The 15,592-nt window shown below is 61.7% G+C and carries 16 protein-coding genes; 10 read left to right on the top strand and 6 right to left on the bottom strand.

Annotated features, from left to right (window positions below; genetic code table 11):
* The first annotated feature begins 54 nt into the window (after nt 1–54).
* Nucleotides 55–1,344, top strand: coding sequence for an adenosylmethionine--8-amino-7-oxononanoate transaminase (bioA, locus tag B2J69_RS02875; RefSeq protein ID WP_081136203.1), 1,290 nt, complete (start codon nt 55–57; stop codon nt 1,342–1,344).
* An 85-nt stretch (nt 1,345–1,429) separates the two neighbouring features.
* On the top strand, nt 1,430–1,906 hold the full coding sequence (locus B2J69_RS02880; RefSeq protein ID WP_081136206.1) for a kinase inhibitor: 477 nt from the start codon (nt 1,430–1,432) through the stop codon (nt 1,904–1,906).
* 48 nt (nt 1,907–1,954) lie between these two features.
* Here the strand turns inward: B2J69_RS02880 and pgl are convergent, their stop codons facing one another.
* The gene (pgl, locus tag B2J69_RS02885) at nt 1,955–2,953 is read right to left on the bottom strand and encodes a 6-phosphogluconolactonase (RefSeq protein WP_081136209.1); all 999 of its coding nucleotides are present in this window, start codon (nt 2,951–2,953) and stop codon (nt 1,955–1,957) included.
* A 159-nt stretch (nt 2,954–3,112) separates the two neighbouring features.
* Between pgl and B2J69_RS02890 the strand changes: the two genes are divergently transcribed.
* Complete coding sequence (locus B2J69_RS02890) at nt 3,113–3,931, top strand: pyridoxal phosphatase (protein ID WP_081136211.1); 819 nt, start codon at nt 3,113–3,115, stop codon at nt 3,929–3,931.
* Here the strand turns inward: B2J69_RS02890 and modC are convergent, their stop codons facing one another.
* The 4 genes from modC to B2J69_RS02910 form a co-directional block, all read right to left on the bottom strand.
* Nucleotides 3,932–4,990: a molybdenum ABC transporter ATP-binding protein ModC gene (gene modC / locus B2J69_RS02895; protein WP_081136213.1), complete on the bottom strand. Its 1,059-nt coding sequence runs from the start codon at nt 4,988–4,990 to the stop codon at nt 3,932–3,934.
* Entirely contained in the window at nt 4,990–5,679 is a 690-nt protein-coding gene (gene modB, locus B2J69_RS02900) for a molybdate ABC transporter permease subunit (protein WP_081136215.1), read from the bottom strand. The genes modC and modB overlap by 1 nt, the downstream gene beginning before the upstream one ends.
* Complete coding sequence (gene modA, locus B2J69_RS02905; protein WP_081136217.1) at nt 5,676–6,449, bottom strand: molybdate ABC transporter substrate-binding protein; 774 nt, start codon at nt 6,447–6,449, stop codon at nt 5,676–5,678. Before modA ends, modB begins: the two co-directional genes overlap by 4 nt.
* 134 nt (nt 6,450–6,583) lie before the next feature.
* Nucleotides 6,584–6,736: an AcrZ family multidrug efflux pump-associated protein gene (locus tag B2J69_RS02910; RefSeq protein WP_033751635.1), complete on the bottom strand. Its 153-nt coding sequence runs from the start codon at nt 6,734–6,736 to the stop codon at nt 6,584–6,586.
* A gap of 133 nt (nt 6,737–6,869) precedes the next feature.
* Between B2J69_RS02910 and modE the strand changes: the two genes are divergently transcribed.
* The 6 genes from modE to gpmA all read left to right on the top strand — a co-directional run bounded on the left by modE (nt 6,870) and on the right by gpmA (nt 13,568).
* On the top strand, nt 6,870–7,652 hold the full coding sequence (gene modE / locus B2J69_RS02915; protein ID WP_081136219.1) for a molybdenum-dependent transcriptional regulator: 783 nt from the start codon (nt 6,870–6,872) through the stop codon (nt 7,650–7,652).
* 76 nt (nt 7,653–7,728) lie between these two features.
* Nucleotides 7,729–9,201 carry a molybdate ABC transporter ATP-binding protein ModF gene (modF, locus tag B2J69_RS02920; RefSeq protein WP_081136221.1) on the top strand — a complete coding sequence of 491 codons (1,473 nt, stop codon included), beginning with the start codon at nt 7,729–7,731 and terminating at the stop codon, nt 9,199–9,201.
* A 234-nt stretch (nt 9,202–9,435) separates the two neighbouring features.
* Entirely contained in the window at nt 9,436–10,479 is a 1,044-nt protein-coding gene (gene galT / locus B2J69_RS02925; RefSeq protein ID WP_081136223.1) for a galactose-1-phosphate uridylyltransferase, read from the top strand.
* On the top strand, nt 10,476–11,624 hold the full coding sequence (gene galK / locus B2J69_RS02930; protein WP_081136225.1) for a galactokinase: 1,149 nt from the start codon (nt 10,476–10,478) through the stop codon (nt 11,622–11,624). Before galT ends, galK begins: the two co-directional genes overlap by 4 nt.
* A complete protein-coding gene (galM, locus tag B2J69_RS02935) occupies nt 11,618–12,652 on the top strand; it encodes a galactose-1-epimerase (RefSeq protein ID WP_081136227.1) in 1,035 nt (344 codons plus the stop codon). The genes galK and galM overlap by 7 nt, the downstream gene beginning before the upstream one ends.
* Nucleotides 12,653–12,815: 163 nt before the next feature.
* A complete protein-coding gene (gene gpmA / locus B2J69_RS02940) occupies nt 12,816–13,568 on the top strand; it encodes a 2,3-diphosphoglycerate-dependent phosphoglycerate mutase (protein WP_081136229.1) in 753 nt (250 codons plus the stop codon).
* 281 nt (nt 13,569–13,849) lie between these two features.
* Here the strand turns inward: gpmA and aroG are convergent, their stop codons facing one another.
* The gene (gene aroG / locus B2J69_RS02950) at nt 13,850–14,902 is read right to left on the bottom strand and encodes a 3-deoxy-7-phosphoheptulonate synthase AroG (protein WP_081136233.1); all 1,053 of its coding nucleotides are present in this window, start codon (nt 14,900–14,902) and stop codon (nt 13,850–13,852) included.
* A gap of 287 nt (nt 14,903–15,189) precedes the next feature.
* Here aroG and B2J69_RS02955 point away from each other — a divergent pair, with 287 nt between their 5' ends.
* Entirely contained in the window at nt 15,190–15,546 is a 357-nt protein-coding gene (locus B2J69_RS02955; protein WP_167376550.1) for a YbgS-like family protein, read from the top strand.
* The last annotated feature ends 46 nt before the right edge of the window (nt 15,547–15,592 follow it).

Consider the following 15,592-nt stretch of genomic DNA (forward strand, 5'->3'; position numbering starts at 1 on the left):
GTTATCGTGGTTATACTTGTAAACTAAATCTTTTTATTTTGGTTTACAACTACCATGTTTACGCCCCAGGACGCCGAATTTGATCGCCAGCATATCTGGCACCCCTACACCTCAATGCGCGATCCGCTGCCCTGCTACCCCGTGGTCGCCGCGCAGGGGATCCATCTGCAGCTGGCCGACGGCCGCGAGCTGGTGGACGGCATGTCCTCGTGGTGGGCGGCGATCCACGGCTACAACCACCCGCGTCTCAACCAGGCGCTACAGGATCAAATGGCGCAGATGTCGCATGTGATGTTCGGCGGCATTACGCATCCGGCGGCGGTCGCGCTCTGCCGCCAGCTGGTGGCGATGACCCCCGCCGCGCTGGAGTGCGTGTTTCTCGCCGACTCCGGTTCGGTGGCGGTGGAAGTGGCGATGAAGATGGCGATGCAGTACTGGCTGGGGCGCGGCGAAACGCGTCAGCAGTTCCTGACGCTGCAGCGTGGCTATCATGGCGACACCTTTGCCGCGATGTCGGTGTGCGATCCCGACAATTCGATGCACAGCCTGTGGCGCGGCTATCTGCCGGAACATCACTTCGCCGCCGCGCCGCAGTGCGGCTTTGACGATCCCTGGGACGAGCGCGATGCGGATGATTTTGTGCGCCTGATGGCGTTGCATCACCCCAGGCTGGCGGCGGTGATCCTCGAGCCGATCGTGCAGGGCGCGGGCGGGATGCGTTTCTATCACCCGCGTTACCTGCAGCGGGTGCGCGAATGCTGCGACCGCTACGGTGTGCTGCTGATCGCCGACGAGATCGCCACCGGCTTCGGCCGCAGCGGCAAACTTTTCGCCTGCGAGCATGCCGAGGTGACGCCCGATATTCTCTGCGTCGGCAAGGCGCTGACCGGCGGCATGATGACGCTGGCGGCAACCCTCGCCACACGCCACGTCGCCGACGCCATCAGCAACAGCCCGGCGGGCTGCTTTATGCACGGCCCGACCTTTATGGGCAACCCGCTGGCGTGCGCCGTCGCGGCGGAGAGCCTCGCGCTGCTGAACGAAGGGCGCTGGCCGCAGCAGGTGGCGCGGATAGAACAGCAGCTACGCGACGAGCTTCTGCCGCTGCGCGCCGCGCCGCAGGTGGCGGATGTGCGCGTGCTGGGGGCGATTGGCGTGGTTGAAACGCATCGTCCCGTCAATATGGCTGCGCTGCAGCGCTTTTTCGTCGAGCGCGGCGTCTGGATCCGTCCCTTTGGCCGTCTGATCTACCTGATGCCGCCCTATATTGTCACGCAGGAGGCGCTGCGCCAGCTGACCCAGGCAATTGCCGAGGCGCTGAGCGTTGAGGCGCATTTTGCCTGACAAGCGCTAACGGCTGGAACCACCTGCGTTTTTCGCTAAGATGAAAGGCGTTGATACGGAAGGTTTAGACAACCGAGGAGAGAAGATGCGCGTTTTCAGCAATGACTTTAAAGACGGCGACAAGATGCCGGAGCGTCAGGTGTTTAACGGGATGGGCTATCAGGGCGACAATATCTCCCCGCATCTGGCGTGGGATGAGGCGCCGGAAGGCACCAAAAGTTTCGTGGTGACCTGCTACGATCCTGACGCGCCGACCGGCTCCGGCTGGTGGCACTGGGTGGTGGTGAATATTCCCGCCAGCACGACGCTGCTGGAGCAAGGCGCTGGCTCGGGCCTGGCGCAGCTGCCGCCGGGCGCGCTGCAGACGCGCACCGATTTCGGCAAAGCGGGCTACGGCGGCGCGGCACCGCCGCAGGGCGAAAGCCATCGCTATATTTTTACCGTGCATGCGCTGGATGTAGAGGCGATTGAGGTGGACGCCGAGGCGAGCGGCGCGATGGTCGGCTTTAACGTGCATTTTCATGCGCTGGCGAGCGCCAGCATCACGGTGAACTATTCGTAACGGCGCGTAAAAGCGGCGCAGCGGAGCCGCTGCGCCGGCGTTATCTTCTTAATCCAGCTGATGGATCACCACCCACATCGGGCCCTGGCCCACCGCGTAGCGCGCCAGCGGCGTCAGCAGGCCCTGTGGCTCGCTGATACGGTAGAGTTCGATATGGTGCGACTTCTGCCCCGCCGCCACCAGATAGCGACCGCTATGGTCGATATTAAAGCCGCGCGGCTGGGTTTCCGTCGGCTGATAGCCCTCAATGGTGAGCAGGCCGCCATCTTCGCTGACGCTGAAGATCGTAATCGTGCTGCTGGTGCGATCGCAGGCATAAAGGAAGCGGCCGTCAGGCGTCAGATGAATATCCGCAGCCCAGCGGGTTTCGTTAAAGTCCGGCGGCATCATATCCAGCGACTGCACGCGGGCTACTTCGCCATGCGCGTTATTCAGCGCCCAGACGTCAACGGTGCTGTCCAGCTCGTTGACGCAGTAGGCGTAGCTGCCGTTGGGATGAAACGCCATATGACGCGGGCCTGCGCCCTCAACCGTGGTCACCTGCGCCTGCGGGCGCGGCGTCAGGGTGCCGTCGGCGCTCAGGGTGTAGAGGCAGATGCGATCCTGCTTTAGCGCCGGCACGAACAGCGTCTGGTTGGCGTTATCGATATTGGCGGAGTGGCAGCCGTCCAGCTCGCGGATCACCTGAGTCGGCGCCTGCGGCAGGCCATCTTCGCCAATCGGGCTGACGCTGACGCAGGCGTCGTTATAGGAGCCGCAGAACAGAAAGCGGCCGGCGCGATCGGTGGAAATATGGGTCGGGCTGCCCGGCAGCGGCGCGTCGCCCGCTTCGCTCAGGGTGCCGTCGGCGGCAATGCGGAACGCCAGCACGCGGAAGTTCGGGCGCACGCCGACATAGAGAAAATCTTTCTTCGGGCTGACCACCATCGGCTGAACCTGGCCGGAGACGTCCGTCACCTGCAACAGCGAAAGTGCGCCCTCTTCATCTAACCGCCACGCGTGGATCTGCTGGCTCTCGGGACTGGCGGTATAAACGACTTGTTTCATGCATTCTCCTTGTTCGCAGCCTGTCTGTAGTATCTCTGTGGCTCACTGTAGCCTGTTTTGCCACGGTGCGCCGGAATGATTTGTGCCCTGCTTTTTGTCTCAGGACCGCGCCCGGGTGTAGACTCGATGCCTCGTTAATCCCTTCAGACGGAATAAGTCATGAGCTATCGCGTAATCGCCCTCGACCTCGACGGCACACTGCTGACGCCCGCTAAAACCATCCTGCCTCAGTCGATCGAGGCGCTGAAACGCGCGCGGCAGGCGGGCGTTAAGGTGGCTATCGTCACCGGGCGTCACCACTGCGCCATCCACCCTTTTTATCAGGCGCTGGAACTCGATACACCCGCAATCTGCTGTAACGGCACCTATTTGTATGATTATCAGGCGAAAAAGGTGCTGACGGCCGATCCGCTGGACAAGGCTCAGGCGCTGCGCGTGATTGAAATGCTGGATGACCAGCACATTCACGGTTTGCTCTACGTGGACGACGCGATGCTTTATCAGACCCCGACCGGCCACGTCACGCGCACGCTGAAATGGGCGGAGTCGCTGCCGCCGCATCAGCGTCCGCGGTTTGTGCAGGTGCCGGACCTGGCGCAGGCGGCGCGCGACGCGCACGCCATCTGGAAGTTCGCGCTCTCCCATGAGAACACCGACGAACTGCAGCGGTTCGCCACGCAGGTAGAGGCGGAGCTGGGGCTGGCGTGCGAATGGTCGTGGCACGATCAGGTGGATATCGCGCAGTCCGGCAACAGCAAAGGCAAGCGGCTGGCGGAGTGGGTCGCCTCGCTCGGTCTCAGCATGCAGGATGTGATCGCCTTCGGCGACAACTACAACGATCTCAGCATGCTGGAAGCCGTCGGGCTGGGCGTGGCGATGGGCAACGCCGACGAGGCGATCAAGGCGCGCGCCAGCCGGGTGATCGGCACCAATCTGGAGCCGGGCATCGCCGAGGTGATTGAGCAACTGCTGCTGTAGTCAGGCGCTCACCGACACGCTTTTAATCTGGGCATAGAGCCACTGATCCGGCCGAATGCCCAGTTCATCCCGCGCCCAGGGCGAAATGCGCGCCCAGAGTTCGCTGACGCCGATGCGCAGACGCACCTCGATCTGATCGCCCACCTCCAGCAGTTCCACCACCTGCGCCGGCAAGATATTACGTATTGAGCTGTGCTGCGGCGGCTGCAGCGCCAGCGAGACGTCGGTCGAGGCGATGCGGATGCGCAGCGCGGTTTTCACCGGATAGTTTACCCGGCTCACCCAGATATGCTGGTCGCCCAGCGACAGCGCGCTCATCGGGTAGTCGGGATGATGCTCCAGCACCTGCACGCGCAGCACGCTGGTCAGCTCGTTGACCGGCAGCCAGGGACGCATCGCGCTGCTGCTCCAGACCTTCTCCAGCGGGCCAAACGCCTTGACGCCGCCGCGATCGAGCACCAGCACGTTCTCCGCCAGCTGCAGGATCTCATCCAGGCTGTGCGTGACGTAGAGCAGCGGGATCTCCACCTGCTTCGCCAGCTTCTGCAGATAGGGCATCAGTTCGCGCTTGCGCGGCAGATCGAGCGAGGCGAGCGGCTCGTCCATCAGCAGAATATCGGGCGCGCTCAGCAGCGCGCGACCAATGGCGACGCGCTGCTTTTCGCCGCCTGACAGCGACAGCGGAAAGCGATTCAGCAGCGTTTCCAGCCCGAGCAGCGCCACCAGCGCGTCGAACTGCGCTTTCATTGTGGGCGCCATGCCGTACTGCAGGTTGCCGCGCACCCGATAGTGCGGAAATAGCCGCGCGTCCTGAAAAACATAGCCGACGCGGCGTTTTTCCGGCGGCAGCATCACGCCCTTTTCCACGTTGAGCAGCAGGCGATTGTTGAGCGAAATGGTGCCGCGCTGCGGCTGCGTCAGCCCGCTGATGGCGTTGATCAGCGAGGTTTTGCCGGCGCCAGAGACGCCGAACACCGCAGTAATGCCCTTCGCCGGGATCTGCGCGTCGATATCGATCTGGTGATCGCCCAGCCGCTGGGAAAAGTTGAGTTTTAGCATCAGGCACCCATCCTTTTGCGGCCCCAGCGCGCCAGCCATTCGGACATCAGCAGCGAGATCAACGCCAGCGCGATGGCGATAATGCAGAGCCGCGCCGCCGCGCCCTCGGCGCCTGGCGTTTCAATCAGGGTAAACATCGCCAGCGGCAGCGTGCGCGTCTCGTCCGGGATGTTGGAAACAAAGGTAATGGTGGCGCCGAACTCGCCCAGTGAACGGGCAAAGGCCAGCACGGTGCCGACGATCACCCCAGGCAGCGTCAGGGGCAGCGTGATAGTGAAAAAAACGCGCCAGCGCCCGGCGCCGAGCGTGCGCGCCGCCTGCTCCAGCCGCGGATCGACCGCTTCCAGCGCCAGCCGAATGGCGCGCACCATCAGCGGAAAGGCGATCACCGCCGAGGCGAGCGCTGCGCCGCGCCAGCTAAAGGCGAAGCTAAAGCCGAACCAGTCGTAAAGAACCTGGCCAATCACGCCGCGTCGCCCCAGACCGATCAGCAGCAGATAGCCCACTACCACCGGCGGCAGCACCAGCGGCAGATGGATCAGGCTGTCGAGCAGCGATTTGCCTGGAAACCGGCAGCGCACCAGGATCCAGGCCATCAGAACGCCAAACGGCAGGCTAAACAGCACCGCAATGCTGGAGACTTTCAGGCTAAGCAGAACCGCCTGCCATTCGGGATCGCTGAGTATCATGCTTTCGGGGAGAATCCGTACTGTTTAAACACCGCGGCCGCTTCCGGCCCTTTCAGATAGTCATAAAACGCCTTTACCGCGGCGCGGTTATGTTCTTTGACTATCGCCATCGGGTACTCTACCGGCTTATGGCTGTCGGCCGGGAAGGTGCCGACCACCTGCACCTTCGCGCTGGCGACCGCGTCTGAGCCGTAGACGATGCCGTACGGGGTTTCATTGCGCTCCACCAGCGCCAGCGCGGCGCGGACATTATTGGCGCGCGCCAGCGACGGCGAAACCGTCTCCCAGGCGCCGAGCTTTTGCAGCGCTTCCTGGGCGTAGATGCCGGCCGGCACATGGTCGGGATCGCCCACCGCCAGCCGCTCGCCTTTCAGCAGGCTTTTCCAGTCGGTTTGTTGATTCAGCGTCACCGGTTTCGCGCTGTCGCTACGCGGCGCGACCAGCACCAGCTCGTTGCCGAGCAGCGTGACGCGCGTGGCGTCATCCATGCTCTTTTTCGCCACCGCGTCGTCCATCCACTGCTGATCCGCAGAGATAAAGAGATCGGCGGGCGCGCCCTGCTCAATCTGGCGCGCCAGCGTCGAGGAAGAGGCGAACGACGACACCACCTCGACATCGGTGTGCTTTTTATACTGCGTCGCTATCTCCTGCAGCGCGTTGGTCAGCGACGCGGCGGCGAAGACGGTGACTTTTTCCGCGGCCACGGCCTGTCCGGCCAGCGTGACGCTCAGCGCGGCGGCGATGCCCCAGCGGGTGGAGGGTAATGACATGGTTTTTCTCCTGTTTACGTTGTATAGACGATGATACAACGCGGTTCTGGGGAGCGTGACAAAATTATCGGCAGAAAGAGAGGAAGGTTGAGCAGAAGCAAATAAAAACGCCCGCTCAGGCGGGCGTCGTAAAATCAGCGGGTGGAGCGTGAAGCGTGTTCGCGGCGGCCGAATTTCGAGATGACGTTGAACACCTCGCCCAGACCGTAAATCAGGCCCAGCATAATCGCCATCACCACCGGCACCATAATCACCGCCACAGCAAGGCTTTTTAACAGTTCCAGCATGGAAGTCTCACTCAGCAAAGCAAAAAAGTGATTGTAACGTCTGAGGAAAAAAACGCACTGCCCTTTTCGTGCTTTTACTTTTTACGCCCGGCACCGCTATGATCGCTATATTTCCCCGTTCTGGAGCACCGCTATGCAGGCTGAACTTTCCCTCTCTATCCGGCTGCAGCAAAAGCTGTTCGCCGATCCGCGCCGCATGGCGCTACTGAAGCGCATTCGCGAAACCGGCTCTATTAGCCAGGGCGCAAAGCTGGCGGGCATCAGCTACAAAAGCGCCTGGGACGCCATTAACGAGATGAACCAGCTGGCGGATGAAACGCTGGTCGAGCGCGCCACCGGCGGCAAAGGCGGCGGCGGCGCGCAGCTGACGCGCTACGGCGAGCGGCTTATTCAGCTGTTTCATCTGCTGGAGCAGATCCAGCAAAAGGCGTTCGACGCGCTGCAAAACGACTCGGTGCCGCTCGACAGCCTGCTGGCGACCATCGCCCGCGTCTCGCTGCAGACCAGCGCGCGCAACCAGCTGTTCGGCACCGTGGTGGCCCATGACGACCAGCATGTAGTACAGCATTTGCAGGTGCGGCTGGCCGACGGTGCCAACCAGATCAACGTCGCGCTGACGCAGCGCAGCGTCGAGCGCCTGCAGCTGGAGCCAGGTAAAGAGGTGCTGGTGTTAATTAAGGCGCCGTGGATCCAGGTGAGCCGCGAAGCGTCGCAGTCTGATAACCAGCTGCGCGCGCAGATTGGCCAGATTGAGCCTGGCGAGCAGATGAGCGAAGTGCTGATGACGCTGCCGAGCGGCGAAACCCTCTGCGCCACCCTGCTTAATCAGCAGGTCGCACAGCTCAATCTGCAGCCCGGCGACAGCGTAACGGCCAGCTTCAATGCCGAACACGCGATTATCGCCACGCTGCTCTAAGGGACACGCCATGATTTGACTTCGCTGACGGCTCTGGTTACAACTCAGTAACTCGATGCGTAAAGTGGGACAAATCATGGCATTATTGCAAATTTCGCAAGGCACGTTTCGCCTTAGCGACACCCGTTTACTCCACCTGAACGATTTAAGGCTGACGGGCGGCCAGAGCTGGGCCTTCGTCGGCGCCAACGGCAGCGGCAAATCGTCGCTGGCGCGCGCGCTGGCGGGCGAGCTGGCGTCGGAACACGGGGCGTTCGAAAGCCGTTTCGCCCGTCCGACGCGCCTGTCGCTGGAGCAGCTGCAAAAGTTGGTCGCCGACGAATGGGAACGCAACAACACCGATCTGCTGAGCGAAGGCGAAACCGATACCGGCCGCACCGCGCGGGAGATCATTCAGGATGAGATAAAGGATGAGGCGCGCGCGCAGGCGCTGGCGGAGCGGTTCGCCATCGGCTACCTGCTGGAGCGGCGTTTTAAATACCTCTCTACCGGCGAGACGCGCAAGGTGCTGCTCTGCCAGGCGCTGATGAAACAGCCCGATCTGCTGATCCTCGACGAACCCTTCGACGGCCTCGACGTCGCCTCGCGCGCCAGCCTGACCGAGACGCTGGCGAGCCTGCAGCAGCCCGGCTTTGCGCTGGTGCTGGTGCTCAATCGCTTTGACGACATCCCCGCTTTTATTCAGCAGGTCGGCGTGCTGGCCGAGTGCACCCTGACCCACGTCGGCGCGCGCGAGGCGATTCTGGCGGAGGCGCTGGTGGCGCAGCTGGCGCACAGCGAGCAACTGGAGGGCATGGCGCTGCCGGAACCGGACGTTCCCGATCAGCTGCCGCCGCTGGCGGAAGAGACGCCGCGCGTCAGCCTGCGCAACGGCGTGGTCTCCTATAACGACAAGGCGATCATCGACGGGCTGAGCTGGCAGGTCAACGCGGGCGAGCACTGGCAGATCGTCGGACCGAACGGCGCTGGCAAGTCAACCCTGCTGAGCCTGGTGACCGGCGATCATCCTCAGGGCTACAGCAACGATCTCACGCTGTTCGGCATCCGGCGCGGCAGCGGCGAAACCATCTGGGACATCAAGCAGCATATCGGCTACGTCAGCAGCAGCCTGCACCTGGACTATCGCGTCAGCGTCAACGTGCGCACCGTGATCCTCTCCGGCTTTTTTGACTCTATCGGCCTTTATCAGGCGGTGTCGGAGCGGCAGAAGGCGCTGGCGCGGCAGTGGCTGGCGCTGCTCGGCATGGATAACGCGCTGGCCGACGCGCCCTTCCATAGCCTCTCCTGGGGCCAGCAGCGGCTGGTGCTGATTGCTCGCGCGCTGGTGAAACATCCCGCGCTGCTGATCCTCGACGAACCGCTGCAGGGGCTGGATCCCATTAACCGCCAGCTGGTGCGTCGCTTCGTCGATATCCTGATTGGCGAAGGCCGCACCCAGCTGCTGTTCGTGTCGCACCATGCGGAAGATGCCCCGCAGTGCATCACCCATCGGTTGAGCTTTGTGCCGACCGCAGAAGGCTACCGCTATCAGCAGGATGGCCTGCGTTAACCTCTGAGACGCCGCCTGGCGGCGTCCTCTCCTCCCTCACCGCGCGCCAGATGTAACCGCTACCATTGCATCGCTTTTTCATGGTGATATTTAGCGGTAAAAAGGCGTTGAATAAGATTTTTCAGCTTGTGTAAACGATTCCATTTATCCAGACTTGATCACGCTTTAACGGGCGCTGATGTGCTACTTTTTAACATTGCCGGTCTGGCTTTTTGACGTTAACCAGGACTCAACATGGAAAAATTTAACCCGGTCGATCATCCGCATCGCCGTTACAATCCGCTGATCGATCAGTGGATCCTCGTTTCGCCCCACCGTGCCAAACGTCCGTGGCAAGGCGCGCAGGAAACCCCTTCGCAGGAGAAACTGCCGGCGCACGATCCCGACTGTTTCCTCTGCGCCGGCAACACGCGCGTCACCGGCGACAAGAACCCTGACTACACCGGCACCTACGTTTTCACCAACGATTTCGCCGCGCTGATGACCGACACGCCGGAAGCGCCAGAGAGCAGCGACGTGCTGATGCGCTGCGAAAGCGCGCGCGGCACCAGCCGGGTGATCTGCTTCTCGCCGGACCACAGCAAAACTTTGCCGGAGATGTCGCTGCCGGCGCTGGAAGAGGTGGTGAAAACCTGGCAGGCGCAGACCGCCGATCTCGGCCAGCACTATCCCTGGGTGCAGGTGTTTGAGAACAAAGGCGCGGCGATGGGCTGCTCCAATCCCCATCCGCACGGTCAGGTGTGGGCCAACAGCTTTCTGCCCAACGAAGCGCAGCGCGAAGATGATCATCAGCGCGCCTATTACGCCGCGCACCGCTCGCCGATGCTGGTGGACTACGCCGCGCGCGAGTTAGCCGACGGCAGCCGCACCGTGGTTGAGACCGAACACTGGCTGGCGGTGGTGCCCTGGTGGGCGGCGTGGCCGTTTGAGACGCTGCTGCTGCCGAAAGCGCCGGTTAAACGCCTCACCGATCTCTCGCCGTCGCAGAGCGCAGACCTGGCGAAGGCGCTTAAGCAGCTAACCAGCCGCTATGACAACCTGTTCCAGTGCTCTTTCCCCTACTCGATGGGCTGGCACGGCGCGCCATTTAACGGCGAAGAGAACGATCACTGGCAGCTGCACGCCCACTTCTATCCGCCGCTGCTGCGCTCAGCCACGGTGCGCAAATTTATGGTCGGCTACGAGATGCTGGCCGAAACCCAACGCGACTTGACGGCGGAACAGGCGGCGGAACGCCTGCGCGCCGTCAGCGATATTCACTTCCGCGAGGCAGAATAATGTTAAAAACCACCACGCAGCAGATTTTCACCGAGTCCTTCGGCTATGCGCCGACCCACGCCATTCAGGCACCGGGGCGCGTTAACCTGATTGGCGAACACACCGACTACAACGACGGCTTCGTGCTGCCGTGCGCCATCGACTACCAGACCGTTATCGCCTGCGCGAAGCGCGACGATCGCCAGGTGCGCGTCGTGGCGGTGGATTACGATAACCAGCAGGACAGCTTCTCGCTCGACGCGCCGATCCTGAGCGTAAAAGAGCCGATGTGGGCCAACTACGTGCGCGGCGTGGTGAAGCACCTGCAGCAGCGCGACGCCAGCTTCGGTGGCGTCGATATGGTGATTGCCGGCGACGTGCCGCAGGGCGCGGGTCTGAGCTCCTCGGCGTCGCTGGAAGTGGCGGTCGGCACCGTGTTCCAGCAGCTCTATCATCTCAAGCTCGACGGCGCGGCCATCGCGGTTAACGGCCAGGAGGCGGAGAACCAGTTTGTCGGCTGCAACTGTGGCATTATGGACCAGCTGATCTCCGCGCTGGGCAAGAAAGATCACGCCATGCTGCTCGACTGCCGCACCCTCGGCACCCGTCCGGTGCCGATGCCGAAAGAGATCGCGGTGGTGATCATCAACTCCAACTTCCGCCGCAATCTGGTGGGCAGCGAATACAACACGCGCCGCGAGCAGTGCGAAACCGGCGCGCGCTTTTTTGCTCAGCCGGCGCTGCGCGACGTGGATATCAACCAGTTCAAAGCGGTAGAGCATGAGCTGGATCCGCAGGTGGCGAAACGCGTGCGTCACGTGCTGACCGAAAACGCCCGCACGGTAGAGGCGGCCGACGCGCTGAGCCGGGGCGATCTGAAGCGCATGGGCGAGCTGATGGCGGAATCGCACGCCTCGATGCGCGACGACTTCGAAATCACCGTGCCGCCGATTGACGCGCTGGTAGAGATCGTTAAGGCGGAGATTGGCGATCGCGGCGGCGTGCGCATGACCGGCGGCGGCTTCGGCGGCTGCGTGGTGGCGCTGATGCCGTTCGATTTGGTCGATCGGGTTAAAGCGGCGGTGGCAGAGCAGTATGAAGCGAAAACCGGCATTAAAGAGACCTTTTACGTCTGCACCGCCTCAGAAGGAGCGGGCCAATGCTAAGCGACGTCAACTCTCATGCGCCAGACGGTCAGCCGTGGCGCATCACCGTGCTGCGCAACGCCAGCGGCATGGTGGTGACCTTTATGGACTGGGGCGCCACCTGGCTTTCGGCGCGGGTGCCGATGCGCGACGGCAGCGTGCGTGAAGCGCTGCTCGGCTGCGCCACGCCGTCCGACTATCTGCATCAGGAGGCCTATCTCGGCGCCACTATCGGCCGCTACGCCAACCGCATCAATAAAGCGACGCTGACGCAGCAGGGGATCGCGCTGGCGGCGAATCAGGGCGAGCACCAGCTGCACGGCGGGCCGCAGGGCTTTGACAAGCGCCGCTGGCAGATTGTCAGCCAGAGCGAAAGCAGCGTGGTCTACCGCCTCGACTCGCCGGACGGCGACCAGGGCTATCCCGGCAATCTGCTGGCGCAGGTGCGCTATACGCTGGACGACGATAACTGTCTGTCGATCAGCTATCAGGCGGAGGTCGATCGGCCCTGCCCGGTCAACCTGACTAACCACGCCTACTTTAACCTTGACGCGCATCATGGCGACGCGCGCCAGCATCGCTTACAACTGCTGGCCGAACAGTATCTGCCTGTCGACAGCGAGGGTATTCCCAACGCGCCGCTGAAAGCAGTGGCGGGCACCAGCTTCGATTTTCGCGCGGCAAAAACGGTGGCGCAGGATTTCCTCGCCGACGCCGATCAGCAGGCGGTGAAAGGCTACGATCACGCCTTTCTGCTCAGCAGCGCCGGCGACGTCAGCCAGCCCGCCGCGCAGCTCTGGTCTGCCGACGGCGAACTGCAGCTCACCGTGACCACCACCGCGCCCGCGCTGCAGTTCTATAGCGGCAACTATCTGGCGGGAACGCGCGCGCGGGAACAGGAAAGCTATACTGCTTTCCAGGGCATTGCGCTGGAGAGCGAATATTTACCCGATTCGCCCAATCATCCCGAGTGGCCGCAGCCGTCATGCTGGCTGCAGCCGGGCGAGCGCTGGGAGTCGGTGACGCGCTACCGCTTCACCCCGCGCTAAGCCGCCGGCGGAAAAACGCGCAGTGCGTCACCGACAGGCTTACACCCTGCGCCGTTTTCCGCTATGGTATGGCGCTATCCATGTGCCGCCGGGCGCGCGCGTCGGGTTGGTTGCAGCAAGGTTTCCATTATCGTAGAAACATCAAAGAGTTAAGGAGTTAACTATGGCCGTAACTAAGCTGGTTCTGGTCCGCCACGGCGAAAGTCAGTGGAACCAGGAAAACCGCTTTACCGGATGGTATGACGTGGATCTTTCTGACAAAGGTCGCACCGAAGCCAAAGCAGCCGGTCAGCTGCTGAAAAAAGAAGGTTTCGTCTTTGATTTTGCTTACACCTCCGTGCTGAAACGCGCCATTCACACCCTGTGGAACGTTCTTGATGAGCTGGATCAGGCCTGGCTGCCGGTTGAGAAATGCTGGCGTCTGAACGAGCGTCACTACGGTGCGCTGCAGGGTCTGGACAAAGCGGAAACCGCCGCCAAATATGGCGACGATCAGGTGAAACAGTGGCGTCGCGGCTTCGCGGTGACCCCGCCGGAGCTGGATCGCGGCGACGAGCGTTTCCCTGGCCACGACCCGCGCTATGCGAAGCTGAGCGCTGAGCAGCTGCCGACCACCGAGAGCCTGGCGCTGACCATCGATCGCGTGATCCCATACTGGAACGAGAGCATTCTGCCGCGCATCAAGAGCGGTGAGAAAGTGATCATCGCGGCGCACGGCAACTCGCTGCGCGCGCTGGTGAAATATCTCGACAACATGAGCGAAGATGAGATCCTCGAGCTGAACATCCCGACCGGCGTGCCGCTGGTGTATGAGTTCGACGAGAATTTCAAACCGATCAAACACTACTATCTGGGCGATGCCGACGAGATCGCAGCGAAAGCCGCTGCCGTCGCTAACCAGGGTAAAGCAAAGTAAGCGTGAGCTGAAAGGTTAAAAGGCCAGACACTGTCTGGCCTTTTTTATGGCTGCGGATTTGGCGCTGACGCGAACAGCATAAACCGATCGCAAAGACGCAAAAGACGGCATCCCTGCCAGCTCGGCACGCGCCGATACGCACCTCATCCCTGAGGTGCGCCCGTAAACGGGCCAACGCGCTGCGTTGTTCAAAAATGCTCCCGGCATTTTTGTCCCTGCCGCGTGACGCTTTGCTCTTCGGTTTATGCCATTCGCGTTTCAAGCATCTCCGCCGTTGTTAATCAGCCGCGGCGCTGCTTCACGGCGGCGGCCAGCTGGCGCAACACCTTGTCGGTGTCATCCCAGCCGATGCAGGCGTCGGTGATGCTTTTGCCGTAGACCAGCGGCTCGCCGCTCTCCAGGCTCTGGTTGCCTTCCACCAGATGACTTTCGATCATCACGCCAATCACGCCGCGCTCGCCGCCGGCAATCTGCGCCGCCACGTCGTCCGCCACTTCCAGCTGCTTTTGATACTGCTTGCTGCTGTTGGCGTGGCTGAAGTCGATCATCACCTGCGGCGGCAGACCCGCCTTCTCCAGCCCGGCTTTCACCGCGCTGACGTGCTGCGCGCTGTAGTTCGGCTCTTTGCCGCCGCGCAGAATAATATGGCAGTCCGCGTTGCCGCTGGTTTCGACAATCGCAGAGTGACCATACTTGGTGACCGACAGGAAGCAGTGCGGCGAACCGGCGGCGTTGATGGCGTCGATAGCCACTTTAATGGTGCCGTCGGTGCCGTTCTTAAAGCCGACCGGACAGGAGAGCCCCGACGCCAGCTCGCGATGCACCTGCGACTCGGTGGTGCGCGCGCCGATAGCGCCCCAGCTCATCAGATCCGCCACATACTGCGGCGTAATCATATCGAGAAACTCGCCGGCCGCCGGCAGACCGCTGTCGTTGATCTCCAGCAGCAGCTGGCGCGCCAGACGCAGGCCGTCGTTCAGCTGGAAGCTGCCGTCCATATAGGGGTCGTTGATCAACCCTTTCCAGCCCACGGTGGTGCGCGGCTTTTCAAAATAGACGCGCATCACCACTTCCAGCTCGCCTTTCAGCTCGTCGCGTAGCGTCAGCAGACGCGCGGCGTACTCTTTCGCCGCCTGCGGATCGTGAATCGAACAGGGGCCAATCACCACCAGCAGGCGATCGTCTTCGCCCTGCAAAATCTGGTGAACAGAGTCGCGCGCCTGCGCGACGGTGCGTGCGGCGTTATCGGTGGCGGGGAATTTTTCCAGCAGCGCAACGGGAGGCAGCAGCTCTTTAATCTCGCGAATGCGTAAATCATCGTTCTGGTAATTCATAACTCATCCATTAATTTCTGGCCCAACGCGCGTCGGGCGCAACCCGACCAATTTATCCCGTTGCGTGCGGAGTGTAAATTCAGGGCGCCGCTTAAATGCATGCGTGAAATTTGCATTTATAGGGTTCTCAGCTAGGCTTTTACATGTAAGCACTGAGGAACGCTTCGCTTACATTATTTATCCCTTCCGGACGACCTTTGGGTGAAATTAAATTTCGCCGGAACCGCTTTGCGTCAAACTGCAGCATCGGGTTTAAAACAGCAGCTATCATTGATTACAGGAGCATAATGATGAATAAGTTTGCAATGATCTTTCTGACGACAGCAATGGCTTTAGGCAGCGGCGCGGCACTGGCCGACAATAACGGCACCGCTAACCAGGCGGCGGAAGCAGGCGCGGCCGCAGGCGGCGCGAAACAGAATCTGCCGCCAAACAACGTCGACAACAGCAAAATCAATAACACCGATACCAATACCAATCCTGCGGCCAACGGCGGCAGCACCGGCAGCAGCAATATGTCCGCCAACGAAATGGACCAGAATAGCCAGTGTAAAGATGGCAAATGCCCGGATATCAACAGCAAGGTGCAAACTAAAGAGGGCGGCGGCAAGGTCGACCGCAAAACTGACGGCACCTCGCAGTAATATCTTCTGGAGAGCTTCGGCTCTCCATTATTTTTCTCTGCGTTAA

It is taken from the genome of Pantoea latae (assembly GCF_002077695.1).
GTDB lineage: Bacteria > Pseudomonadota > Gammaproteobacteria > Enterobacterales > Enterobacteriaceae > Pantoea > Pantoea latae.